The organism is Janthinobacterium glycogeni, assembly GCF_051380725.1.
Classification (GTDB): Bacteria; Pseudomonadota; Gammaproteobacteria; order Burkholderiales; family Burkholderiaceae_D; genus Janthinobacterium.
This window is the reverse complement of record NZ_JBNYXP010000004.1, coordinates 420,791-443,928: the sequence shown is the minus strand read 5'-3', so window position 1 is coordinate 443,928 and position 23,138 is coordinate 420,791. Positions and strand designations below refer to the sequence as shown.

The window sequence follows — 23,138 nt, the reverse complement described above, 5'->3', positions numbered from 1 at the left end:
TTGCAAACAAGTTATTACCTCAATTGCCGATACGTTTACCTCACCATACGGAGTTCCAGGCAATGTCCGCATTTTTCCCTGCAAGCGCGTCGTCGTTACGCGTCGAGAACGACGGCACCCAGACAAGATGAACGATCTTCCATTTCCCGAGCGCCGCCGCCAGCAATTTCTGGATGAAGAACTGTATGCCAAGACACGCAACAATCAATTTGCGCTGATTGCAGGAGGACTGGAAAACAAAAAAGTCGCCGACTCAACGCAGGAGAATGCCTCCGTTCATCATTTTTTGTATCTGGAACTGCTCTGGCTCTGGATGCTCGATTACACGGCGGGTGTGTCCATCGATGCGCTGGCGCCGCGCATCGCGGGCATCGTGGATAAGTTTGAAGAATGGAACGCGGTCGATCAGCTCTATCAGCAGGATGCTGCGCTCGAGTTTCCAGAGTTCGGCCCCTACGAATATGAGGGAGCACCGGAGTTTTACATCCTGTCCGACTATCAGGACACCTTGCAACTGCTGAGCATTGCCATCCTGCTGCGCGATCAGCGTTCGGTACTGCGCATCATCCACGTGCTGCGCAGCCACCGTGGCCGCGATGGCCTGTTCGAGCAATTGATAGACGGATATGTGGAGAATGGACAAGCACTCGACGCCTGCATCATCGCCAGGCCCTATGACACCCTGCTGCAAGTATTCTATGAGGAGGATGAGGAAGCGACCTTGGCCCTGCTCCAGAAATACCTGAAACAATGGTATCCGGCCATGAAACATCATCCGCGCTGGTACAACGCGCATCTCAATATCAGCGAGGAAGGCTATGCCGGCTACTATGGCTACTGGGCATTCGAAGCGGGGGCGACGGTTTTCATGCTCGATCTGGACGATAGCCAGACCGGGCATCTGGTGTATCCCAGGGATCTCGTTGACTATGCCCGAAAATTACGCGAAGCAAACCGCTACACCAGTGAAGTGGCATGGCCGCAGCCATCTTGAGCAAGGGACAAGGATGCAGACGCTGAACGAACAGGATTTTCTGGCCAGGCGCAGGGAAGCGCGGCTGTCCTACGCCATCTATCTTGAAAACAAGGAAAGCCAGGACGAGTGCTACGACATGGTGGCAGCCGGCTTGCAACAGCCGGCGGACGTGCTGCAACATATTCCAGCAGAAAATTTCATGACGGCCACGCGTGAGCGGGCCTGGGATGGCGTCGACCAGCTGGCCCTCGCCTACAGCGCCGGCCACCCGCTCGACGAGTTGCGCGCCGCGTATCCGACGATACTTGGTTACTGGCTGGCGTTTGCCCACCATGACATGGCCTTCGACGCTCAGGCCGGCGAGGCCGAACAGGGTTTTCCCCACTTCGCCCTGCCCGGCGACGGCTACGAGCAGGTCAACCGCATGGTCTGCCTCGGCATTTTGCTGGGCCGGGGCAGTTTGCTGCCCCGGCTGGCGCCCGTCATCGATTTCAACAACCATGAAAAGGATGGCTTGCTGGAGCGGCTGCTGGCATGCTTCGTCGCCGGCAGGGATGCCGCCTGGCCAAAATGCACGCGCCAGCTGCCCTACGTCAATACGCTGGCGATATTCGCGGCAGAAAAAGATGCCCGTCCTGCGCTGATGCGCGCCTATCTGCAGCAATGGTATGAGGCCAGCCGCCGCGAGCCCTATTACGACAGCCACCGGCGCGACACCGCGTTCTGGGGTTACTGGTCCTGGGAAGCGGCCGCCATCACCTGCGTGCTCGACATCGACGACAGCGGCTATCGCGGCGCGCCCTTCTATCCGGCAGACCTGGTGGCGTTCTGCCGGATGAACGGGATCGCCCCCGGCACCGCTGTGGCAACGCAGGACACGCAGCAGCAACGACGGGACGAAGCATGAAAACCAGCACTGCCATCGCCACCGGCATCGTCGTGGTTGCCGGACTCTACTTTGCCCTGCCCGCGCTGTCGCGTGTCTCCACCAATCCCTTTCCGGGCATTTATTCCATCATCGACCCCGTCACTGGCGAGACCAAAGATGTCCTGAAAGTAAAATCGCTGCTGGGCGAATACGTGGTACTCGCGCGTTTTACCGGCCACGGGCCATGGACAGGCCCCATCTACGCCAAAATCATGGGCAACGGCGACAGCTATGCGTCACCGCCACTGTTTCAGCAAGACAACATGGTCAGCGCGCTATCGCTGGACGAGATCGGCTATCTCTACCACACGCCGGGCAACCGCGACTCGCGCGTCGGCCCGTCCGATACCGGCTATATCAGCAATATCGCGAGCTTCGGCATTACCCCCCTGCACCGCCGGCCGCTCCTTGCGGGCCACGACGAGCGCGGGGAGCGGAACCTGCACGCGTACACGCCCGGCGCCGGTGAGCGCAAGGTATCGGTCAGCACCTTGAACTACAGTCCGCGCATGATCCAGGTGGGCATCAGTTCCGCCCGCAATCCTGACAACGCTGTCGATACCGATCCCCTGAATCCTTACATGAGCAGCGCCGCCAGCTGCTGCTTCTACCTGCCGGCGCAGGCCGCGCCACAGCTGGAGGTCAAGCTCGAACATCGCTGGCTGCCCAAGGGCAAGCCTGAAGTGCTGACCATGACCTTGCCAGCCTACAGCGACGCCGACGAACTGCTGATACTGGTGCAGGCGGATGGCAGCATGAGCGTGGAATTTCGCTACCCCGGCAAGGACCTGGATCTGACGCCTGAGGGCGTCAAATCCATCAATGGCAAGCCGTATCCGCTGCCACCGGCCGCCGAGCGCAAGGCGCGCCTGGCTGCGGAACTGGTGCGAAGAAAACGCTTCTTGAAAGATATGTACAAGCTGCGCGACAAAGGCACGGGCGAATCGGTCGAGCTGGCATATCAGCTGCGCGACCTGATCGACGAATACGAGAAAACCATCACCTATCTGGAAACGTTTTCCACATGCACAGCTACCTTGGCGACGTGCGACAAGCAAGCCACGGCAGCGGCCCGCGCGCCATAGCGCAGCAACGTCCAGGAAACGCCATGCCGAACGGCGCCCTGGCCGCCAGCCAGCCTGTCAGCGCCCCGGATGCACGGGCGCGGCAAGCGCGCTGGCAGCGCCGCCTGCATCGAGCGTGAACACCCCCACTTCCCGCACCAGGCTGGCCGCCTGCTCTTCCAGGCTGCCGGCGGCCGCCGCCGCTTCCTCGACCAGGGCGGCATTCTGCTGCGTGACCTCATCCATCTGCGTGATGGCCTGGTTGACCTGTTCGATGCCCAGGCTCTGTTCCTGGCTGGCGGCGGCGATCTCGCTCATCAGGTCGACCACCTGCTTGACGGATGCCACGATCTTGTCCATCGTGGCGCCCGCTTCGTCCACCAGCTTGCTGCCCGCGTCGACGCGCTCGACCGAATCGCCGATCATGGCCTTGATTTCGCGCGCGGCGCTGGCCGAGCGCTGCGCCAGGCTGCGCACTTCGCTGGCGACCACGGCGAAGCCGCGTCCCTGTTCGCCCGCCCTGGCCGCCTCTACCGCTGCGTTCAAAGCCAGGATATTGGTCTGGAAAGCAATGCTGTCAATCACGTCGACAATATCGACGATCTTGCGCGAGCTGGCATTGATGGCGCCCATGGTATCGACCACGCGCCCGACCACCTGCCCGCCCTGCACGGCAAATTCCGACGCCGACACCACCAGCTGATTGGCCTGCCTGGCATTGTCGGCATTCTGCTTTACCGTGCTGGTCAGCTCCTTCATCGCGGAAGCCGTTTCTTCCAGCGAACTGGCTTGCGCCTCCGTGCGCGACGACAAATCGAAATTGCCGGCCGCGATTTCGCGCGAAGCAATAGTGATGCTTTGCGTGCTGCTGCGCACCTGGCCCACGGTACGCGACAGGCTGCCATTCATCGCTTCGAGGGCCTGCAGCAATTGACCAGGCTCGTCGGAAAAGCGCTTGTCGACACGATTGCTCAGGTCGCCGGCCGCCACCCTCTGCGCGGCCAGCAACGCCTCCTGCAAGGGTCCGGTAATGCTGCGACTGATCAGCACGGCGCCGGCGATGCTGACGCCCAGCGATGCCAGCAGCAAGCCCGCCAGCAGCACGGTTGCCGAGCGCGCCCTGTCGGCCGAGTCGGTCTCGAACGCGGCCGAGCGCTTGCTGGTCATGTCGACCACGCGGTTGATGGCCGCCAGATGGCTGTCGTAGCTGGCGGCCATGGCCGCCATGGCAGTGGCGACGCCCGTCTTGTCCTGCCCCTGCAACGCCGGGATGAAGCGCGTGAACGCCGTCTCATAGAATGCCACGGCAGGGGTGTGCGCCTGCGTCAGCAAGGCTTCGGCGATATCGTGATCGAGATCCTGGGTACGCCAGAACTGATGGCGCGTGTCGTATTCGGCCTTCAAGGTTTTCAGGCGTTCGACCAGCTTGTCCTGCGCGCCCCGGTCTTCGGACGCCATCAGCTGAAAGGCGACCAGATACGATTCGAGGATGTATTCCGGCGGCGGCAGCACGTCGGCCACCAGATCCTTGCCCTGCACGATGCGCTGGTACACGGGGCCGTTGACCTTCAGTTCGTGCAGCACGCGCAGCGACCAGCCGCCATAGACGATCAGGCCCAGCGAAAAGATGGCGACCAACAAGGCCAGCCGGCGCGACAGTTTGACTTGGCGAAGCAGCTGCATGTGCGTACCCCCTCGTTTATCCGGACCATGCCCTCCATGCCGCCGGCATAGGCCGCGCTGGTCAGTATGAAATTTCTGCGCGGCATTTGTGGATTATGCAACTTTTTAAGGGGATTGGGAGGGATGGGGGTGAAAAAGAATCTCTTGCTGAGCAACGGTTGGCGCAGGCGCCCGCAGAGGCCGGCGCAGGCGCTGGCCGCTACTGCCTGAGATAAGGGGACGGCGCTGGCCGCTGCGCGGCCAGCGGGGCCGCGCGCAGCGCGGCAGATGGGCGATTCGGAAAGGGCTGGGCCGGCACGGCCCAGCCCTTCGAATCCCACCGTTCCGTCCAGACAAATAAAAAAGCCTCCCACAGGGGAGGCTTTTTTATTTGATTCTGGCGGAGACGGTGTCCGTAGAACATCCCTATGAAAAACGGCGCATACTTCGGCGCTACCCCCCTGCCTACCCCCCTACGACGACTGGGGTGGAGAAGTTGTTAGTCCATGGCAAAGTGAATCGCCAGACTCTGCCAGACAACCGCGAACTGAATCGCCACGACAATCGTAGACACTCCTGAGCCATAATCATGGGCACAAGGAGAAGGTATGAGCGGAAAGCGGTACACGGAGGAATTCAAAATTGCTGCGGTCAAGCAAGTAGCGCAGCGCGAGTACCCGGTTAGCGAAGTCGCAGAGCGGCTTGGCGTAAGCATCCATAGCCTTTACGCCTGGGTGAAACGCTATGGCGTTCCGGAAGAAGAGCGCAAGACAGTTGATGTCCAGACCGACGACGTGCGGCGCCTGAAAGCCGAGCTCAAGCGCGTCACTGAGGAGCGCGACATTTTGAAAAAGGCCGCGGTGTACTTTGCCAAGACGTCCGCGTAAAGTACACCTTAATTGTTGAGTTACAGGACCAATTCCCGGTGCGTGTTTGCGGGCGACCAGCGAGACGGTCATGCCCGGTTCGTATGTCTCGCGCACCAGCGCCGCCTTCTCATCGGCTGACCAGCGCCTGCGGCGCTCCTGGCTAATCGTTACAACCTCGATTGTTTGCTTGTTCCTAGTCATATGCACAGTCCTATTCCTATCCGTAAGAATAGCGCATAGGCTGTGTCCGGTGAATCAGGGGGCTATTTCAGCAGATCGAGAAATTTCTCACGTCGTCATTTGCAATCGATTTTGACGTCGTTCTGCCCGACAAATTTTCCCTTGCGAGAAGTGATAACACAGACATTGGTGGCATCCGGTAATTGACGAGCGAGTGTCACTTGGTCAGCCTCGCCGTAGGTGCACGCCAACCATTTCCCATTAGGAAATTTTCCATCGATTTTGTAGGTGGATTCTGTTCCCTTCTTGCCATGTCGTTCCGTATCGCTTATGAGCTCACCGAGCATTTCGGGTGGACCGCTCATCGGAGCGGCTCCGTGCAAATACAGCGGCGCGCTTACAAAGGTTTGCCAGCCTGCCGGGGTATCCCTCAGCTGTACCGACTTCTCTGAAATCGACGTGGGGCACTCCAGGACTGGAGGCGAAGCGAATACAGGTGGCGCCACCGCGAGCATAAGGGCTAGCGCGCAGCTGGCCGCCGATGCTACGCGGCGGACCAAATCTGGGTTTCTCTGTTGGTTCATGGGCATTACTCGATAACGAAAAAAGCATCGGCGTTGTTACTCGGATGGTTGAAATTGCCTTTTTTATCTTTGCCCAAAGACTGCAAGAGGCGCACTGAGATTTTTGTTTTTCCGGCCGCCTTCCATTGGTCTGCGACATAAATACCGTTGACGCCTTGGCGTATGTACAGGGCAGCGTGATTACCATGCCGATGGTTAGGATACCTGCCGTTGACGAAGGTCGCGATGGCCGTTCCGGCGCGCAACGTCGCGTTGCCTACAACGGCTTCACCTTGTCGCCAATGTGGTGTTGTGGGTGCTCCGGCATACTCTTGAACGAGCGCGACACATTGGTGGCTGCCTATCACGGGCTGACCTTTGAGCAACGACGCATTAGGATAAACGTAAGACATTCCGGCCTCCTGAGAATTGGGAATGTCTTGAATTTACGGCAATGAGAACTCAGCTCTTTGAACATAAACAAAAATTAGCGCTCTCAGGTGGAGGCCTTTGACCGACATCAAGCACATGCACTGAAAACCGCTTACGTCTATCAGCAGACCTGATGTCTTGAGGGTACCCCCCCCCCATTTCTAGAGCGCGCTAAAAGAACACGTTGAGCACGAAGTGCGAATAAGCAGGTGTGAAGTTAGCTAACCGGCCCGCCGGTTAGCTAACTTCACCTATCCTGCCCCGCTTCGCGCAGCGACTGAAGCACTAAAATCGTCGGACGCAACGTCGACCAAACCCCTTTTTTGGCACGGCTGAAAGCAAATAAGGCCTTATAAGGCCTTATTTGTGCCATATCTGCTTCAACCGTGTCAGATTTGTGGTTCAACCGTGCCAGATTTGTGGTTTAACCGTGCATGTTCCGCACGACATGAGGGCGATTAAATACCATGAAGAATCCTGTGCAGAACAACTGCGTGCCTGGCTCAAACGCCACCACCAGCGAAGCGCGGCCAGGAGTTCGTCGCATTTCTGGCCTTCAGCGACGATACCCGCAGCAACACTCAACTGGCTATGCAAGGATGGCGATCCGGTCTGCTCCATTGCCGCCGTGCTGGCACCGATCCTGCCTCACCGTTGAAGAGAAACACGTCCCAAGTGACTACTTCCTCCCGCCACAGTACCTTGGCGCGCCAACGCTCAACGAGGCGCGCTTCAGCCGCCTGCCTGGAGTGTCGGCAAGCAGCGGAAAATAGGGTAGCAGGATCTAAGCAAGCGCCAAGGAAGACACCTTCCTGGCCTCCGTAAGACTCCAGGGCCGCTTGCAGGCCTGGTTCAGGAACGCGTGCCAGCACGGGATGCGGACAGTGGCTGGAAGGCGCCTGAACACGCATGCCAGTCCTCAGCCGCGCAAGGATACTCCATGGGGCAAGCCATCACACAACAGACGGTGCGGGATTGCTGCAAAAGTCAGACCATGCCTGCATCAGCACGATACGCTTGTCGAACAAGTCGCCGCGCCGGTAGGCCGCTTCCACCCTGTCCGGCAAGCGGTGCGCCAGCGCATGCTCGCATACCTCACGTGAAAAGGCATTGGCCGCCGCCTCGGCGCACCAGTCACGGAAGGAAGAACGGAAACCGTGCACGGTGATGTCGTCAAATTGCATGCGGCGCAAGACTGCCGTCAAACTCATGTCCGACAACTGCGTGCCACGCTTGCGGCCTGAAAAGATGATGTCCCCCTGACGCGGCACTGCGCGCAGCAGCGCAAGTGCCCCACCAGAGAGCGGCACGCGATGCTCCTTGCCTGCCTTCATGCGCTGCGCTGGAATCGTCCACAGGGCCGCCTCCAAGTCTATCTCCGGCCACCGCGCACCCCTGACCTCTCCTGAGCGCGCAGCCGTCAGGATGGCAAACGCCAGCGCCCTGGCAGCAATCCCTTCCTGACCCGATAAGGCGGCCATGAATCTGCCGATCTCTTGCCACGGCAGGGCCGGTCGGTTTTTCACTGGAGAAACCTTGTTCGGATTGGCCAGCAGATTTTCCAGATGGCCTTTCCAGCGCGCCGGATTTTCTCCCTGACGAAAGCCGCTGACCGTTGCCCAGTCGAGTATGCATTCGATTCTGCCGCGTATGCGCGTTGCCGTCTCCGTCTTTGACAACCAGATTGCATCGAGCACCTTGACGACCAGATCGGTGTCGATCGCCGCGACAGGCAGCGCCCCCACCAATGGGAACACATAGGCGGCCAGGGTGTTTTCCCACTGCGCCACATGTTTGGCATTTCTCCAGCCATGCCGGTGCGCCGCGATATAGGATGCCGCGCACTGTTCAAAGGTCATTTGACGCGCACGCGCCAGCATCCCTGCCTGTTCTTGCTGGCGGCGCATTGCCAGCGGGCCACGCCCTTCACTCAGCAGCAAACGGCATTGCCGCGCCTTTTTGCGCGCCTCGACCAGATCGACTGCCAGACAAGACCCCAGCCCCATTTCGTGACGCCTGCCAGCTACGCTATAACGAAACAGCCAGCTCCTGGCGCCAGCGCCGGATACTTGCAGCACCAGTCCGCCGCCATCCCCGTAATACCCTGGCTCCCTGGCGCGACCGACGACCAGCGCCGACAGCTTGTTCATCCTGATTGTCATTACCCCACTCACGCAATGCGAGAACCGGTACTAATTTTAGCGCGCGATCAAGCGCGTGCTGGCAACGACACTTGATCCTGCACAAGGTCAGTTGCGGCAACAGGCGGGACATAACAGGATCGGTGACGTACGCTTGAAGGCAGCGCACACAGCCATACCTACCCCCCAGCCTACCCCCCAGCAGATGCAGGATTGACGCGGCAGGTAGCGGACGCTGGCGGATGGATTTACGTGGTTTCTCCTATGAGGAGCGGAAATGAAAAAACCCGCCGAAGCGGGTTTTTAGAAATACTGGCGGAGACGGTGGGATTCGAACCCACGATACAGGTATAAGCCGTATGCATCCTTAGCAGGGATGTGCCTTCGGCCACTCGGCCACGTCTCCTAGCTGATTACTCAACTATGTCTCTGTAGCTAACTGCGCTGCAGCGACGAACGTCATAATATCGATTGCCCCCCCTTTGGTCAAGGGCGTGGGGCAATATTTTTGGATATTTAAGCTTTTTCCAGCTCGAACGCTTTATGCAGCGCGCGCACGGCCAGTTCCATGTACTTTTCATCGATCAGTACGGAGATCTTGATCTCGGAAGTGGAGATCATCATGATGTTGATGCCCTCTTCCGACAGGGTGCGGAACATTTGCGATGCGACGCCGACATGGCTGCGCATGCCCACGCCGACGACGGACAGTTTCGACACTTTCGCGTCGCCCGTGATGCTGGCCGCGCCCAGTGCTTCGCGGTTCGCTTCCAGCACGGCCAGCGCGCGCGTGTATTCGCCGCGCGAGACGGTGAAGGTGAAGTCCGTTTTACCGTCGACCGACTGATTCTGTATGATCATGTCGACTTCGATGTTCGCGTCCGCCACCGGTCCCAGGATGTGGTACGCCACGCCAGGACGGTCGGGCACGCCGAGCACGGTGATTTTGGCTTCATCGCGGTTGAAGGCGATGCCGGAGATGACTGCTTGTTCCATGTTTGTATCTTCCTCAAACGAAATCAGGGTGCCTGAATTGGCTTCTATTTCCAGCGGCAACATCGGGTCGGTCAGCGACGACAGCACGCGCGTGGGAACGCGGTAGTTGCCGGCGAATTCCACCGAACGCGTTTGCAGCACTTTGGAACCCAGCGAAGCCAGTTCCAGCATTTCTTCAAAGGTGATGGTCTTCAGGCGGCGCGCCTCGGAGACCACGCGCGGGTCGGTCGTGTAGACACCGTCGACGTCCGTGAAGATCAGGCATTCGGCCGCCTTCATGGCGGCGGCGATCGCCACGGCCGAGGTGTCCGAACCGCCGCGTCCCAGGGTCGCGATGTTGTCGTGTTCGTCGACGCCCTGGAAACCGGTAATGATGACAATCTTGCCCGCATCGAGGTCGCGTTTGACTTTTTCGTCATCGATCGACTGGATGCGTGCCTTGGTAAAGGCGGAATCGGTCTTGATCGCGACTTGCCAGCCAGCATAGGATACGGCTTGTTTGCCGATCGCCAGCAGTGCCATCGACAATAGGCCGACGGACACTTGTTCGCCTGTCGAGGCGATCATGTCAAGTTCACGGGGATCGGGTTGATCCATGATTTCCTTGGCCAGTCCAATCAGGCGGTTGGTTTCGCCCGACATGGCGGATGGCACCACCACGATTTGATGCCCGGCGTCGTGCCACTTGGCAACGCGCTTGGCGACATTCTTGATACGGTCAGTCGAGCCCATCGACGTACCGCCATATTTGTGGACGATTAAAGCCATAAGAGTGAAGTTTCCGCTCAAGAAGAATAAAAAAGGAGGGCTTTACTCTACATGCCGCAATGCAAAATAACAAGCTAAAAAGCGCATTAGCTCATACCGATTGCGCATATGGAAATAACCAATCCATGCAGTCCAGCTGGCTTTGGCAGCCACCTGGCGACCACCCTGGGAGTGGCCGTGGCGGCGGCCCTCACGCTCAGCAGGAGACCCAGCGCAAGGTCACGCGGGGACGGTCCAGCAGACTCAAACAATGGCAATCGAGGCCGATGCCGGCCGCGTACAGCAATTGTTGCGCCGCACAGACAAGCGGCAGGCGTTCGCGCTCCCAGGCGGGCACGTCGAACGCCTGGTAATGGTATTTCAAGCTCTTGGTGGGACGGTTCAAGGCCAGTTTCAGGCGCTCGCCGCCCTGGCGGAAGTCGATGGTCAAGGTTTGAGCTTGCAACCAGGCAATATCAATACCCTGGCCGCCCTCTTCCACCGCATCGAAATGCAGCACGCCGCCATACGCAGGAAAGGCCAGGCTGGCCTCGCCTTTCCATGCGAACTCCTGGCCGGCTTTTTCCAGGCCGGGAATGCCCGCGTCGTCACGCTCGCGCATGCCGGCCAGGTCATTCAGCTTCGGCGTCAGGTATAGCCGGTCGCGGTGGCGCCGCACATGGCATTCGGGATGTGTGACCAGCAACTGCGCATCGGGCCGCGCTTCCAGCAATTGCGCCAGCATTTCCGCCAGCCACGCCGTCGACGGCATGCGCAGGCCGCGCGTGCCGAACCAGTGGCGCAGCAGGTTGTAGCAGCGGTCCGCGCTCAGCGCGCGCAATTTCGCCAGTTCGATGCAGTCGCCATCGAGACAGTTCGCCAAATCCTGCGTCGCCAGCTCCGTCAACAGGCGCTGCGCCGATTGCGCATGCTGGGCGCTGCGGGCGAAGCGCTCCTGGAAACCGGGAAAGGCCTGCGCCAGCACGGGCATCACCTGGTGCCGCAAGGCATTGCGGGCAAAGCGGGGATCGTCGTTCGATTCATCGTGGATGTGCGCGATCGCATGGCTCACCACATACGCTTCGAGCTGCTTGCGCGACACGGGCAGCAAGGGGCGCGCCATCACCAGGTCCGGATTGCCCAGCAGTTCGGGCGCGCTGTTGGCGCCATCCATGCCGGACAGGCCCGCCGTGCCCGAGCCGCGCAACAATTGCAGCAGCACCGTTTCCGCCTGGTCATCCTGGTGGTGGGCCGTCAGCAGCAGGCGCACGCCGTGGGCGGCGCACAATGCGCCCAGGGCCGCATAGCGGCGCTTGCGGGCCGCCTCTTCCGTGCCCGTTTTCGCATTCTTTTCCAGGGTGACACGGCGCGCCTCGAAGGCGATGCCCATGCCGGCGCACAACTGCGCGCAGTGCGCCAGCCACGCATCGGCGTTCGGACTGAGGCCGTGGTGCACGTGGAAGGCGTGCAGGGCCACGCCGTGCCCCTGCGCCCAGGCATGCGCCAGGTGCAGCAGGGCCGAGGAATCGAGGCCGCCGCTCAGGGCGATGCCCACCGCGCTGCCAGCTGGCGGCGCGCAGGCGTCCAGCGCGCGGGCGAAGATATCGGCGACGGTGGCGGTTTGTTGCTTTTTCAATTCGGACTCCGGGAATGCAAAGAGGGACAGGCTGCTAAACGGATGGTGTCGTTTAGCGGACTGTCCCTGGTGTTTTACTGTCTTGTCGGCTTACGTCTTGTCGGCTTACGTCTTGTCGGCTTACGCTGCGCTAAGCCGACCTACGCCGACCAATGCCGACCTACGCCGACCTGCGACGGCTTACTCGCTCGGCGTGGTTTCCTTGAACTTGCCGTAGCTCAGCAGTTTTTCATGGCGCGCGGCCAGCAGGTCCTTGGTTTTCATGCCCTGGAACTGGCGCAGGGTGTCGGCCAGTGCGCGCTTGAGCAAGGTGGCCATCTGTTTCGGATCGCGGTGGGCGCCGCCCAGCGGTTCGTTGATGATCTTGTCGATCAGGCCCATGGCTTTCAGGCGGTGCGCCGTCAGGCCCAGCGCTTCGGCCGCGTCGGAGGCGCGCTCGGCGCTCTTCCACAGGATCGAGGCACAACCTTCCGGCGAAATCACGGCATAGGTCGAGTATTGCAGCATCAGCACGGCATCGCCCACGGCGATGGCCAGCGCGCCGCCGGAACCGCCTTCACCGATGATGGTGGCGATCAGCGGCACTTTCAGTTCGGCCATCACGTACAGGTTGTGGCCGATGGCTTCCGACTGGCCGCGCTCTTCCGCATCGATGCCGGGGAAGGCGCCCGGCGTGTCGACGAAGGTGAAGATGGGCAAGTTGAACTTTTCAGCCACTTTCATCAGGCGCATTGCCTTGCGGTAGCCTTCCGGCTTCGGCATGCCGAAATTGCGCATGGCGCGCTCTTTCGTGTCGCGGCCCTTCTGGTGGCCGATGACCATGCACGGCTGGCCGTTGAAGCGGGCCAGGCCGCCGACGACGGACAGGTCGTCCGCGTAGCTGCGGTCGCCATGCAGTTCGTGGAAATCGGTAAAGATTTCATTCACGTAATCCATGGTGTAGGGGCGCTGCGGGTGGCGCGCGATCTGCGCCACTTGCCAAGGGGTCAGCTTGGCGTAGATATCCTTGGTCAGCTGCTGGCTCTTCTTGGCCAGGCGGTCGATCTCTTCCGAGATGTCGACGGCCGAATCGTCTTGCACGAAGCGCAACTCTTCGATCTTGGAATCGAGTTCCGCGATCGGCTGTTCAAAATTGAGGAAAGTCGTTTTAGTCATTGTACCTCCAGGTTTTACCGGCCACGGCGCCAGGGCGCGCGGCGTCATCTATGTTTATTTTACCGTACCGGCTGGTGCGCCGGGGGCTGTATCGGATGCGACAGGGGCGGCTGCAGGGTCGAGACTGCGCCACAGATACCACGTCGCCACGGTGCGCCACGGTTCCCAATTGGCGGAAACTTCGCGCGCATCGCTACGGGAAACTGGTTCGCCGGAGAAATAATTGACGCTGATGCCCTGGATCAAACCAGGGTCGTCCAGCGGCAAGACATTCGGCCGGAGCAGATTAAATATCAGAAACATCTCGGCTGTCCAGCGGCCGATGCCGCGGATCTGCACCAGCTCGGCGATGACGGCTTCGTCATCCATCTGGTCCCACTGGCTCGCGTGCACGCGCTTGGCCTTGAAATGGTCGGCCAGGTCGAGGATGTATTCGGTTTTGCGTTTGGACAAGCCGCAGGCGGACAATTGCTCGGCGCCTGCCTTCAACACTTGCGAAGGCGTGCATTTCGGGCAAGCGGCCAGCAGCTTTTTCCAGGCAGCATCGGCCGCCTTGGGCGTGATCTGCTGCCCCACCAGCGAGCGGGCCAGGGTCGTAAACGGGTCGCTATGGCCGACCAGGTGCAGGTCGCCAAATTGCGGGATGAGTTTTTTCATGATGCGGTCGCGCTTCATCAGCTCGATCTTCGCCTCTTCCCAGTAGTGCGGCACCTGGATCACCTGCGCCAGGTCCGTCACTTTGGGCGCTTCCCCGTTTTCCCTGGACGTCGCCATCATGCGCGGCGCCAGTTGGTCGAGCCGTCAGGCTTGTCTTCAAGAATGATGCCTGCCGCCAACAGTTCGGCGCGGATCTTGTCGGACTGGGCAAAGTCGCGCGCCTTTTTCGCCGCGCTGCGCGCCGCGATGGCCGCTTCGATGCCGGCCGCTTCATCCTGGCCGCCGGCGGCGGCGCCGACGATCGCTTGCAGGAATTGCTGCGGCGTGCGTTCGAGCAAGCCGAACACGCCCGCCAGGCCCTTCAACTGACGCGCCAGGGCCGGCGACTTGCTCTTGTTGACTTCCGTCGCCAGGTCAAACAGGGCGGCCACGGCCAGCGGCGTGTTGAAATCGTCGTCCATCGCCTCGCGCACGCGCACGGCATGCGCTTCGCTCCAGTCGATGGCGCCCTCTTCCACCGCCACGTCGGCCAGCGCCGTGTACAGGCGGGTCAGGGACAGGCGCGCATCATCGAGGTGCACATCCGAGTAATTCAGGGGGCTGCGGTAGTGCGCGCGCAGGATGAAGAAGCGGATCACTTCGGCATCGAACTTTTGCAGCACTTCGCGGATGGTGAAGAAGTTGCCGAGCGACTTGGACATTTTTTCATTGTCCAGGCGCACGAAGCCGTTATGGATCCAGTAATTGACGCTGGTGTGGCCGAACGCGCCTTCGGATTGGGCGATCTCGTTTTCGTGGTGCGGGAATTGCAAGTCCGCGCCGCCGCCGTGGATGTCGAACTGTTCACCGAGCAAGGCACACGACATGGCCGAGCACTCGATATGCCAGCCCGGGCGGCCCTTGCCCCACTTCGAATCCCATTTGACTTCTTCGGGTTCGGATTCCTTCGACGACTTCCACAGGACGAAGTCGAGCGGATCGCGCTTGCCCGTGTTCACGTCGACGCGCTCGCCCGCGCGCAGGTCGTCGAGCGACTTGCCCGACAGCTTGCCGTAGTGGGGGAAATTGCGCACGGCATAGTTCACGTCGCCATCCGCGCCCTGATAGGCCAGGTCCTTCGCTTCCAGCTGCTCGATCAGGCGCAGCATCTGCGGCACGTATTCGGTGGCGCGCGGCGTGTGGTCGGGCGTCAAGATGCCCAGCGCGGCCGTGTCTTCATCCATGTAGCGGGTGAAACGCGTCGTCAGCTGGGAAATCGTCTCGCCGTTTTCCACGGCGCGGCGGATGATCTTGTCGTCGATGTCCGTAATGTTGCGCACATAGGTGACGTCGAAACCGGACGCTTTCAGCCAGCGGTAGATGACGTCGAACGCCATCATCATGCGCGCATGGCCGATATGGCAATAATCGTAGATGGTCATGCCGCACACGTACATGCGTACCTTGCCCGCTTCCATCGGGATGAATACCTGCTTCTCGCGCGCCAGGGTGTTGTAAATCTTTAGATTGCTCATCGTACTTTGCAAGTGGAGCGGCCGCCAGCCTGGCAAAACGACAGACAGGCGCGGACACCGGGGGTGCCGCGCCACAGAACTGCCGTGTGCGCCAAAGACTGGTCGACCCGCTATATTGTTGTTTTTGTTTGTTAGAATTGGGGCGTTAGCGGTCAAGTATAACATTGATAAAAACCATACTGGCCCGATATGAATCAGGTTTTTACGATGTTCAACCGAATTTCCACTTCTTTACAATTAAAGCAAGTTTAAAGAAAAATAACGATCAAGGACGCCTTCATGCAAGAAACCAAATCGAAACGCCTGTCTTTCCTGGCCCGTTTTTGCACCCTGTTTGCCGGCCTGGCCCTGGGCAGCGCCGTCGTGGCGGCTGCTCCGGCGACCGCCCTCGACCCCACGCCCCACGTGGCCCTGAAAACCAGCATGGGCGAAATCGTACTGGAACTGAATCAGGAAAAAGCGCCGCAAAGCGTGGCCAATTTCTTGCAGTATGTCAAAAGTGGTTATTACAAGGGCACGGTGTTTCACCGCGTCATCGACGGCTTCATGATACAGGGCGGCGGCTTCGACAAGAACATGAAGCAGAAAGCCACCAAGGCGCCGGTCAAGAACGAGGCGCAAAACGGCTTGCAAAACGTCACCTACAGCATCGCCATGGCGCGCACGGGCGATCCGCATTCGGCCACCGCGCAATTCTTTATCAACGTCAACGACAACGGCGCGCTCGACTACCCTGGCCGCGACGGTTTCGGTTACACGGTGTTCGGCAAAGTCGTCAGCGGCATGGACGTGGTCGACAAGATCAAGGCCGTGCCCGTGGCTGACAAGGGCCCGCACCAGAACGTGCCCGTCACCCCCGTGGTGATCGAATCGGCGACTTTACTCAAGTCTGCGCCCGCAAAACTGTAAAATAGCGTTTTTGCGGCGCCGGCCTGCCTGGCGCCGCTGAATCAATTATTCATCCAATTTATTAAGGATCATCATGACCTCCGTCATCATCACCACCAATCTGGGCAAGATCACCGCTGAACTGGACGCCGAAAAAGCGCCGAAAACGGTTGCCAACTTCCTGGCCTATATGAAAGCCGGCCACTACGACAACACGATCTTCCACCGCGTCATCGACGGCTTCATGATCCAGGGCGGCGGTTTCGAGCCAGGCATGAAACAGAAACCGGCCGACACCACCGTGGAAAACGAAGCCAAGAACGGCTTGAAAAACGATACCTACACCCTGGCCATGGCCCGCACGTCGGACCCGCACTCGGCATCGGCCCAGTTCTTCATCAACATCAAGAACAACAGCTTCCTCGACTATCCAGGCCAGGACGGCTGGGGCTACGCCGTGTTCGGTAAAGTTACCGACGGCAAGGAAGTCGTCGACGCCATCCGCGCCGTAAAAACCTCGCGCGCCGGCATGTTTGCCGATGTGCCAGTGACGGACGTCATCATCGAGAAAGTCGAAGCCGCTTAAGGTAGCCCTGCAAACCTACTGCGCAGCCCACTGCCGGGTTTCCGTTGCTCGCTGTACTCAAGGTACAGCTCCGCTACTCGATCCGGCATCGGGCTTGCTCGCTACGGTTTTCAGAGCCACCTTCAACAATTCATTCCATACACCAAACAAGCCAGGCAGCAATCATGCGTCCCGCAAGCAAGCAGTCCCTTCACTACGGGAGCGTTGAACGATGACAATGCCTGCCGCACTCTTTATTTCCGACCTGCATCTGCAGAGCTCGCACCCGCGCACCAGCACGGCGTTTCTTTCTTTCCTGGAACACCATGCGCAATATGCGCAAGCGCTGTACCTATTAGGCGACCTGTTCGAATACTGGGCCGGCGACGATGACCTGGAAGACCCGTTCAATGCGCGCATGACGGCCGCCATCCGCGCCGTCAGCGATGCTGGCGTGCATGTTTATTGGATTGCCGGCAACCGCGACTTTCTCGTCGGCTCCGGCTTTGCCGCCGCCGCCGGCGCCACCCTGCTCAGCGAACCGCACGTGGCCACGATCGCCGGCAGGCGCATCGTCTTGCTGCATGGCGACGCCGAATGCACGAAAGACACCAGCTACATGGAGTTTCGCGCCATGGTGCGCCAACCCGCCTGGCAAAAACAGTTCCTGTCCATGCCCCTGGCGCAGCGCAAAGCCATCATCGATGGTTTGCGCCAAAGCAGCCGCGCGCACAATGGCGAAAAAACCATGGACATCATGGATGTCACCCCCGATGCTGTCGCGCAAGTATTTGCCGAACACGCGAGCACCGTCATGATCCACGGCCATACGCACCGTCCCGCCCTGCACCAGGTCGACGATACCTTGCGCTATGTCCTGCCCGACTGGGAATGCGACGTGACGGCGCCGGAACAGCCGCGCGGCGGCTGGATCGCCATCGATGCGCGCGGCAACATCACGCGCCATGACCTGAACGGCGAGATCATCGACTAGGCTTGCGCCGACGGCCGCACGGGCGTTTGTCCGATAGCCGCGCCTGCCTGGCCTTGCTGTAATGGCGCCATGCACACTGTTCACATCGGCACGGCCGGCTGGAGCATCTCCAGCGCCGCCGCCAGCCGCTTCCCCCTCGACGGCAGCCACCTGCAGCGCTATGCCCAGGTACTGGACTGCGTGGAAATCAACAGCTCGTTCTACCGCCCGCACCAGCCGTCCACCTACGCGCGCTGGGCCGCCAGCGTGCCCGAGCATTTTCGCTTCAGCGTGAAATTGCCGCGCAGCATCACGCACACACGGCGCTTGCGCGACTGTGCGGCCGAACTGGAGCGCTTTGCGGGAGAAGCGATGCAACTGGGGCATAAACTGGGCTGCGTGCTGGTGCAGCTGCCGCCCAGCCTGCGTTTCGAGGCGGACGTGGCCGCCGCCTTTTTCCAGGCGCTGCGCCAGCGCTTCAACGGCATGCTCGCTTGCGAAGCGCGCCACCCCAGCTGGTTCGAGACAGGCGCGACCGAACTATTGACGATGCAAGGCATCACACGCGTGCGAGCCGATCCGCCCGCCGGCCAGCCTGGCCCCCATGTGCCGACCACGGCGGTGGCCTACCTCCGCCTGCACGGCAGCCCGAAAATATATTATTCGGACTATCCGGCCGACTATCTGACGGCGCTGGCCGCCGACTTGCACACATCGGCGCAGGCGGACAGCTGGTGCATCTTCGATAACACGGCGGCCGGCGCCGCCCTGTTCAATGCGCTGGACTTGCAGGCACGGCTGATCTGAAAATACGTGTTGATTTTTTGAGACTTAGTGTTATAGTTAACTACAACACCAACTCAATAAACCACGGAGCTTCGATGCCTACAGCATTTTTCACGCGCCGCACAGCCCCGCCCTTGTCGGAGCGCATCCCATGAGCGCGGAATGGAACGACAATAGCCCGATCTATCGCCAGCTCAAGGCCAGGGTGGTGGGCATGATGCTCGATGGCGTGCTGCAGTCCGGCGACGCCCTGCCTTCGGTACGCCAGGTGGCGGCCGATTATCAATTGAATCCCATCACGGTTTCGCGCGCCTACCAGGAACTGGTCGACGATGCCCTGGTGGAAAAACGCAGAGGACTCGGTATGTATGTCTTGGAAGGCGCCCGCGACAAATTGCTGGCCAGTGAACGCGAGCGCTTCATGCGCGAAGAATGGCCGGCGATGCTGGAACGCATCACGCAACTGGACCTTAACCTCGAGCAACTACTGCAGGCGAGCCGCGACAGTGGCGCACACGGAGAGAGCGCATGAATGCATTGAACAAGGACAGCGTCATCAGCGCACGCGGCCTGCGCAAGCAGTATGGCAGACAGGTCGCCATCGACGGCATCAGCTTCGATATCGCGCCGGGGCGCATCGTCGGCTTGATCGGGCCGAACGGCTCCGGCAAGACCACCACCCTGAAAGCCATCCTGGGCCTGACGGGCTTCGAAGGCCAGCTATCGGTGCTGGGGCGCGATCCGCGCCTGCAGCGCGACGCGCTGATGGACGACGTGTGCTTCATCGCCGATGTGGCGATCCTGCCGGGCTGGCTGCGCGTGGCCGACGCCATCGATTTCGTTGCCGGCGTACATCCACGTTTCGACCGCAGCAAGGCCGAGCGCTACCTGGCCCACACCAAGCTGGCGCCGAAGATGAAGGTCAAGGCCATGTCGAAAGGCATGGTGGTGCAGCTGCACCTGGCGCTGGTGATGGCCATCGACGCCAAACTGCTGGTACTCGACGAGCCGACCCTGGGGCTGGACATTCTGTACCGCAAGCAGTTCTACCAGAACCTGCTGCAAGACTATTTCGATGAAAACAAGACCATCGTCATCACCACGCACCAGATCGAGGAAGTGGAACACATCCTGAGCGACCTGATGTTCATTCGCGACGGCAAGATCGTGCTGGCATCGACCATGGAAGAGGTGGGCGAACGCTATATCGAGGTGATGGTGGGACCGCAGCACGTCAATCCGGCGCGCGCCCTGCAGCCGATCAGCGAACGCAGCGTATTCGGCAAGTCGGTGATGCTGTTCGACGGCGTCGCCCGCACCCAGCTGGCCGCCCTCGGCGAAGTACGCACGCCCAGCCTGGCTGACCTGTTTGTCGCGACCATGAAAGGATCGTACCAATGAGTATTTCCCCTGCAAACAAGATGCAATGGCTGATCCGGCGTGAATTGTGGGAACACAAGGGCATGCTGGTATGGACGCCCGCCCTCATCGGCCTCGTCATGACGGTGCTGGGCGCCCTGATGACGATAGGCACCATCGCCAAGACCAAGATGCGCACGGCGCTGATCGTCAACGGTGAGGAAATTTCCTGGAGCACGGTCTTCAATACCCGCACTTTCGGCCCGCGCCGCACGGAAATCATCGACGCCGTCGCCAACAACTACACGTACGCGGCCGCGCCGCTGTTCCTGGCGCTGGGCTTTCTCGTGTTCTTTTATTGCCTGAGCGCCCTGCATGACGACCGCCGCGACCGCAGCGTGCTGTTCTGGAAATCGCTGCCCATCTCGGATGCGCAGACGGTGCTGTCGAAAGCGGCCATCGCCCTGCTGGTCGCGCCGCTGATCGTGGCCGCTGCCGCCAGCGTGACTTCGCTGCTTCTGGTCCTGATCCTGAGCGGCGTGCTGGCGGCCAACGGCATCCACGTGTTTGCCGAACTGCTCGCCACGCCCGGCCTGTATCTGGGACCGCTGCGCGTGTTCGGCTTGCTGCCCGTGTATTGCCTGTGGGCCTTGCCGACGGTCGGATGGCTGCTGATGGTGTCGAGCTGGGCCAAGTCGAAAGTCTTCCTGTGGGCCGTTGGCGTGCCGCTGCTGCTGCTCATCCTGGCCGTCTGGGCCGGCAAGCTGACGCAGACGGAAAGCGGCGTCGACTGGATACAGATGAATGTCATCGGGCGCGCCCTGCTGGGCACTCTCCCCGGCAGCTGGTTTCTGTTCGAGCCGGACCTGCTACAGCAAATGCACGCGCTGGCAGAGGGGGAATCGCAGGCGACGCGCACTGATGTGTTCAGCAATTCCTGGTCCAGCCTGGCCTCGCCAGCCGTGTGGCTGGGTGCGGCGGCAGGCGTGGCGCTGATTTACGCCGCCATCCGCCTGCGCCGCTGGCGCGAGGAAGGCTGAGTCCCCTCTTCCGTGGGCGGATTTGGGCGACGCCTTGCACGCGTATGCCGGCCCGGCATACGCGCAGCGGACCGGCTGGGATCAGGCCCGCGTCAACCGGCCGATCACGCTGGCCACCTTGGCCGTAATCATGTCGACCGCGGGGCCGTTGGCGCCGTGCGGCAAAATGACATCGGCATTGCGCTTGGTCGGCTCGATGAATTGCTTGTGCATCGGGCGTACCGTTTCCAGATACTGCTCGATGACGCTTTCCACCGAACGGCCGCGTTCCGTGATATCGCGTTGCATGCGGCGGATGAAGCGCACGTCGGATGCCGTGTCGACAAAGATCTTCAGCGACATCATGTTGCGCAAGTCTTCGTCATACAAGGCAAACAGGCCTTCGATCACGATCACCGGCGCCGGCTTGACGGGAATGGTCCGGTTGGAGCGGTTGTGCAGCGTGAAGTCGTACTCCGGCATCTCGATCGCTTCGCCATTGCGCAAGGCCTGGATGTGCTGCACCAGCAAGGGCCACTCGAACGCCTGCGGATGGTCGTAATTCTGCTGGCGCCGGACTTCAGGGGAGAGATGGGTTTGGTCGCAGTAGTAATCGTCCTGCATCACGACCGAGACCATGTCGGCGCCGAACGACGCCAGCACCTGCTGTGATACGGTTGACTTGCCACTGCCGCTTCCGCCAGCGACACCAATAACAAACGGTTGGAAGGAAATATTATTCATGCCGAATGATACCGGAAACGCGGGCGGACTGACAGGGAGCGGCTGAGAAGCCGCGCCTGTCACACGCCATGCATCAGGCGCGCATACAGCTCGGCCACCCGCTCTGCCGTGATACCGTCGCGCTGTTCTACCGCCAGCGGATGATCGGTCGGTTCCAGCTCGAGGAATGGACGCAGGCCATCGTCACGCAGGTGTACGCGGGTTTTCAGGTTCAGGGTATCAGGGTACACAGGCAATTGCGTGCTGAGCCAGCCGAAGAAGGGGCCGATGTGCGCACGCTTGGCATCGTGGAAGCACGCGTCCCACGCATCGAAGCTCTCGCCGCTGAGCGACACCCACACGCCCCAACTGAATGGCTCGTCCGAGCCATGCACGGGAATGTCGATGCTGGCGCGCACGAAGCAGTATTCTGCGTCGACGATGCAGGCGTCGCTGTCGATCTGGCAGCGCGCTTCGCGCTCGGCGGGCGCAATCTGGTCAATCAGCCACGGCGCATCGGCGCCGAAACTGGGCATGCCCATGTGGGTCTCGCCGCAGGAGCGGCACAGGAAAGAAAACGTCACGCGCCGATGCCGCTTTACTCGAACTGCTTGCGGAACGCCTCGAACTGGGCAGCCAGGCCGTCGAAGTCGCTGCGCAGTTGCAGCACTTCCTGTTCCAGCTGGGCCACCCTGCCGCCCTGCTGCGGCGCGCTGACGGCGCCCGCGAAACCGGCCGCCGTCTCGATCTGCGCCAGCGCTTCCTCGCCGCCCAGCAGGTGGCCGTAGCGCGGCTCCTTGGCGCCGGGCGCGACGGCCAGCTTGGCCACCAGCGGCGGGTATTTGTCGATCAGAAATTGCAGGCCGGATTCCACTTCCGCCACGGACTTGAATTCATGCACGCGGCCGCTGCGGCTGCGGATCTCGCCCGCCGTCTGCAAGCCGCGCAGCATCAAGATCGTCAGGATGGCCAGTTTATCCTGTTCCAGCGACCACTTGATGCGCATGCGGTGTTCATACTTGGCGACTCTGGCGCCCGCCTGCGTGATGCCGTTGACGAATTTCCGCTGCATCAAACGCTGCAGCACGTCGTACACGGTTTCCTCGGACAGGGCCATGACGGGGTCGCGGCTCGACAGCTGGTTGCAGCCGTTCGTCAGCGCGTTGAGCGAGAGCGGATAGCTGTCCGGCGTCAGCGCTTCCTTTTCGGCCAGCACGGCCAGCACGCGGATCTCGAAAGGGTCGAGCAGATTCGGATTGTCAGTACTTTTTTCGCCTGCCGTCACATCAGTATTCATGCCTGTAT

General features: G+C 60.7%; 22 protein-coding genes, 1 tRNA gene and 2 pseudogenes. 11 read left to right on the top strand and 14 right to left on the bottom strand.

Translation table 11 applies throughout. From position 1 onward, the window contains the following. Positions 1-127 precede the first annotated feature (127 nt). Genes ACQ4W4_RS12910 through ACQ4W4_RS12900 form a run of 3 tightly spaced genes read left to right on the top strand, consistent with a single transcriptional unit; the run spans position 128 to position 2,989 of the window. On the top strand, positions 128-994 hold the full coding sequence (locus ACQ4W4_RS12910) for a PoNe immunity protein domain-containing protein (RefSeq protein WP_436542319.1): 867 nt from the start codon (positions 128-130) through the stop codon (positions 992-994). A gap of 13 nt (positions 995-1,007) precedes the next feature. Beyond that, positions 1,008-1,883 (top strand): PoNe immunity protein domain-containing protein, encoded by an 876-nt coding sequence (locus ACQ4W4_RS12905; RefSeq protein ID WP_436542318.1) that lies wholly within the window; start codon positions 1,008-1,010, stop codon positions 1,881-1,883. Continuing rightward, a complete protein-coding gene (locus ACQ4W4_RS12900) occupies positions 1,880-2,989 on the top strand; it encodes a hypothetical protein (protein ID WP_436542317.1) in 1,110 nt (369 codons plus the stop codon). The genes ACQ4W4_RS12905 and ACQ4W4_RS12900 overlap by 4 nt, the downstream gene beginning before the upstream one ends. Positions 2,990-3,046: 57 nt before the next feature. Here ACQ4W4_RS12900 and ACQ4W4_RS12895 read toward each other — a convergent pair whose 3' ends face one another. Continuing rightward, positions 3,047-4,651, bottom strand: coding sequence for a methyl-accepting chemotaxis protein (locus tag ACQ4W4_RS12895; RefSeq protein ID WP_436542316.1), 1,605 nt, complete (start codon positions 4,649-4,651; stop codon positions 3,047-3,049). Between the two features lie 587 nt (positions 4,652-5,238). Between ACQ4W4_RS12895 and ACQ4W4_RS12890 the strand changes: the two are divergent. Further along, a pseudogene (locus ACQ4W4_RS12890) lies at positions 5,239-5,561 on the top strand (transposase); the annotation flags it as partial. Here ACQ4W4_RS12890 and ACQ4W4_RS12885 read toward each other — a convergent pair. The 10 genes and pseudogenes from ACQ4W4_RS12885 to cysS form a co-directional block, all read right to left on the bottom strand. Continuing rightward, a pseudogene (locus tag ACQ4W4_RS12885) lies at positions 5,562-5,700 on the bottom strand (transposase); the annotation flags it as partial. Between the two features lie 95 nt (positions 5,701-5,795). Beyond that, positions 5,796-6,263, bottom strand: a complete 468-nt coding sequence (locus ACQ4W4_RS12880; RefSeq protein WP_319017233.1) for an STY0301 family protein — start codon at positions 6,261-6,263, stop codon at positions 5,796-5,798. Positions 6,264-6,268: 5 nt separating this feature from the next. After that, positions 6,269-6,655, bottom strand: coding sequence for a BPSL0067 family protein (locus ACQ4W4_RS12875; RefSeq protein ID WP_426056230.1), 387 nt, complete (start codon positions 6,653-6,655; stop codon positions 6,269-6,271). Positions 6,656-7,627: 972 nt separating this feature from the next. Beyond that, positions 7,628-8,824 carry a tyrosine-type recombinase/integrase gene (locus ACQ4W4_RS12870; RefSeq protein ID WP_436542315.1) on the bottom strand — a complete coding sequence of 399 codons (1,197 nt, stop codon included), beginning with the start codon at positions 8,822-8,824 and terminating at the stop codon, positions 7,628-7,630. Between the two features lie 304 nt (positions 8,825-9,128). Further along, positions 9,129-9,221 (bottom strand) — tRNA-Ser (locus ACQ4W4_RS12865). A 110-nt stretch (positions 9,222-9,331) separates the two neighbouring features. Further along, complete coding sequence (locus ACQ4W4_RS12860) at positions 9,332-10,579, bottom strand: aspartate kinase (protein WP_152252529.1); 1,248 nt, start codon at positions 10,577-10,579, stop codon at positions 9,332-9,334. Positions 10,580-10,775: 196 nt separating this feature from the next. Beyond that, on the bottom strand, positions 10,776-12,194 hold the full coding sequence (gene tilS / locus ACQ4W4_RS12855) for a tRNA lysidine(34) synthetase TilS (RefSeq protein WP_436542314.1): 1,419 nt from the start codon (positions 12,192-12,194) through the stop codon (positions 10,776-10,778). A gap of 180 nt (positions 12,195-12,374) precedes the next feature. Then, a complete protein-coding gene (locus tag ACQ4W4_RS12850) occupies positions 12,375-13,349 on the bottom strand; it encodes an acetyl-CoA carboxylase carboxyltransferase subunit alpha (protein WP_034784047.1) in 975 nt (324 codons plus the stop codon). 54 nt (positions 13,350-13,403) lie between these two features. Further along, the gene (locus tag ACQ4W4_RS12845; RefSeq protein WP_436542359.1) at positions 13,404-14,123 is read right to left on the bottom strand and encodes a DNA-3-methyladenine glycosylase family protein; all 720 of its coding nucleotides are present in this window, start codon (positions 14,121-14,123) and stop codon (positions 13,404-13,406) included. Beyond that, on the bottom strand, positions 14,123-15,520 hold the full coding sequence (cysS, locus tag ACQ4W4_RS12840) for a cysteine--tRNA ligase (RefSeq protein WP_436542313.1): 1,398 nt from the start codon (positions 15,518-15,520) through the stop codon (positions 14,123-14,125). Before cysS ends, ACQ4W4_RS12845 begins: the two co-directional genes overlap by 1 nt. 312 nt (positions 15,521-15,832) lie before the next feature. On the opposite strand from cysS, the gene ACQ4W4_RS12835 reads away from it, so the two are divergent. The 7 genes from ACQ4W4_RS12835 (at position 15,833) to ACQ4W4_RS12805 (ending at position 21,131) form a co-directional block, all read left to right on the top strand. Then, a complete protein-coding gene (locus tag ACQ4W4_RS12835; protein ID WP_436542358.1) occupies positions 15,833-16,429 on the top strand; it encodes a peptidylprolyl isomerase in 597 nt (198 codons plus the stop codon). Between the two features lie 73 nt (positions 16,430-16,502). Continuing rightward, positions 16,503-16,994 carry a peptidylprolyl isomerase gene (locus tag ACQ4W4_RS12830; protein WP_071326571.1) on the top strand — a complete coding sequence of 164 codons (492 nt, stop codon included), beginning with the start codon at positions 16,503-16,505 and terminating at the stop codon, positions 16,992-16,994. A gap of 217 nt (positions 16,995-17,211) precedes the next feature. Beyond that, positions 17,212-17,967 (top strand): UDP-2,3-diacylglucosamine diphosphatase, encoded by a 756-nt coding sequence (locus ACQ4W4_RS12825; RefSeq protein ID WP_436542312.1) that lies wholly within the window; start codon positions 17,212-17,214, stop codon positions 17,965-17,967. 69 nt (positions 17,968-18,036) lie between these two features. Continuing rightward, the gene (locus tag ACQ4W4_RS12820) at positions 18,037-18,753 is read left to right on the top strand and encodes a DUF72 domain-containing protein (protein ID WP_436542311.1); all 717 of its coding nucleotides are present in this window, start codon (positions 18,037-18,039) and stop codon (positions 18,751-18,753) included. A gap of 130 nt (positions 18,754-18,883) precedes the next feature. Beyond that, complete coding sequence (locus ACQ4W4_RS12815; protein WP_086138305.1) at positions 18,884-19,264, top strand: GntR family transcriptional regulator; 381 nt, start codon at positions 18,884-18,886, stop codon at positions 19,262-19,264. Continuing rightward, entirely contained in the window at positions 19,261-20,133 is an 873-nt protein-coding gene (locus tag ACQ4W4_RS12810; protein WP_436542310.1) for an ABC transporter ATP-binding protein, read from the top strand. The genes ACQ4W4_RS12815 and ACQ4W4_RS12810 overlap by 4 nt, the downstream gene beginning before the upstream one ends. After that, a complete protein-coding gene (locus ACQ4W4_RS12805; RefSeq protein WP_436542309.1) occupies positions 20,130-21,131 on the top strand; it encodes a hypothetical protein in 1,002 nt (333 codons plus the stop codon). The genes ACQ4W4_RS12810 and ACQ4W4_RS12805 overlap by 4 nt, the downstream gene beginning before the upstream one ends. An 81-nt stretch (positions 21,132-21,212) precedes the next feature. Here ACQ4W4_RS12805 and udk read toward each other — a convergent pair whose 3' ends face one another. Genes udk through ACQ4W4_RS12790 form a run of 3 tightly spaced genes read right to left on the bottom strand, consistent with a single transcriptional unit; the run spans position 21,213 to position 23,130 of the window. Further along, on the bottom strand, positions 21,213-21,854 hold the full coding sequence (udk, locus tag ACQ4W4_RS12800) for a uridine kinase (protein ID WP_070221308.1): 642 nt from the start codon (positions 21,852-21,854) through the stop codon (positions 21,213-21,215). Positions 21,855-21,913: 59 nt separating this feature from the next. Further along, a complete protein-coding gene (locus tag ACQ4W4_RS12795) occupies positions 21,914-22,417 on the bottom strand; it encodes a DUF2199 domain-containing protein (RefSeq protein WP_436542308.1) in 504 nt (167 codons plus the stop codon). Between the two features lie 14 nt (positions 22,418-22,431). Continuing rightward, positions 22,432-23,130: a YceH family protein gene (locus tag ACQ4W4_RS12790; protein WP_436542307.1), complete on the bottom strand. Its 699-nt coding sequence runs from the start codon at positions 23,128-23,130 to the stop codon at positions 22,432-22,434. Positions 23,131-23,138: the final 8 nt, after the last annotated feature.

What these genes read in the sequence shown, in the direction of transcription:
- ACQ4W4_RS12910 (WP_436542319.1), top strand. Translation starts at nt 128, where the DNA reads ATGAACGATCTTCCATTTCCCGAGCGCCGCCGCCAGCAATTTCTGGAT.
- ACQ4W4_RS12905 (WP_436542318.1), top strand. Translation starts at nt 1,008, where the DNA reads ATGCAGACGCTGAACGAACAGGATTTTCTGGCCAGGCGCAGGGAAGCG.
- ACQ4W4_RS12900 (WP_436542317.1), top strand. Translation starts at nt 1,880, where the DNA reads ATGAAAACCAGCACTGCCATCGCCACCGGCATCGTCGTGGTTGCCGGA.
- ACQ4W4_RS12895 (WP_436542316.1), bottom strand. Translation starts at nt 4,651, where the DNA reads ATGCAGCTGCTTCGCCAAGTCAAACTGTCGCGCCGGCTGGCCTTGTTG.
- ACQ4W4_RS12880 (WP_319017233.1), bottom strand. Translation starts at nt 6,263, where the DNA reads ATGAACCAACAGAGAAACCCAGATTTGGTCCGCCGCGTAGCATCGGCG.
- ACQ4W4_RS12875 (WP_426056230.1), bottom strand. Translation starts at nt 6,655, where the DNA reads ATGTCTTACGTTTATCCTAATGCGTCGTTGCTCAAAGGTCAGCCCGTG.
- ACQ4W4_RS12870 (WP_436542315.1), bottom strand. Translation starts at nt 8,824, where the DNA reads ATGAACAAGCTGTCGGCGCTGGTCGTCGGTCGCGCCAGGGAGCCAGGG.
- ACQ4W4_RS12860 (WP_152252529.1), bottom strand. Translation starts at nt 10,579, where the DNA reads ATGGCTTTAATCGTCCACAAATATGGCGGTACGTCGATGGGCTCGACT.
- ACQ4W4_RS12850 (WP_034784047.1), bottom strand. Translation starts at nt 13,349, where the DNA reads ATGACTAAAACGACTTTCCTCAATTTTGAACAGCCGATCGCGGAACTC.
- ACQ4W4_RS12845 (WP_436542359.1), bottom strand. Translation starts at nt 14,123, where the DNA reads ATGGCGACGTCCAGGGAAAACGGGGAAGCGCCCAAAGTGACGGACCTG.
- cysS (WP_436542313.1), bottom strand. Translation starts at nt 15,520, where the DNA reads ATGAGCAATCTAAAGATTTACAACACCCTGGCGCGCGAGAAGCAGGTA.
- ACQ4W4_RS12830 (WP_071326571.1), top strand. Translation starts at nt 16,503, where the DNA reads ATGACCTCCGTCATCATCACCACCAATCTGGGCAAGATCACCGCTGAA.
- ACQ4W4_RS12825 (WP_436542312.1), top strand. Translation starts at nt 17,212, where the DNA reads ATGCCTGCCGCACTCTTTATTTCCGACCTGCATCTGCAGAGCTCGCAC.
- ACQ4W4_RS12820 (WP_436542311.1), top strand. Translation starts at nt 18,037, where the DNA reads ATGCACACTGTTCACATCGGCACGGCCGGCTGGAGCATCTCCAGCGCC.
- ACQ4W4_RS12815 (WP_086138305.1), top strand. Translation starts at nt 18,884, where the DNA reads ATGAGCGCGGAATGGAACGACAATAGCCCGATCTATCGCCAGCTCAAG.
- ACQ4W4_RS12810 (WP_436542310.1), top strand. Translation starts at nt 19,261, where the DNA reads ATGAATGCATTGAACAAGGACAGCGTCATCAGCGCACGCGGCCTGCGC.
- ACQ4W4_RS12805 (WP_436542309.1), top strand. Translation starts at nt 20,130, where the DNA reads ATGAGTATTTCCCCTGCAAACAAGATGCAATGGCTGATCCGGCGTGAA.
- udk (WP_070221308.1), bottom strand. Translation starts at nt 21,854, where the DNA reads ATGAATAATATTTCCTTCCAACCGTTTGTTATTGGTGTCGCTGGCGGA.
- ACQ4W4_RS12790 (WP_436542307.1), bottom strand. Translation starts at nt 23,130, where the DNA reads ATGAATACTGATGTGACGGCAGGCGAAAAAAGTACTGACAATCCGAAT.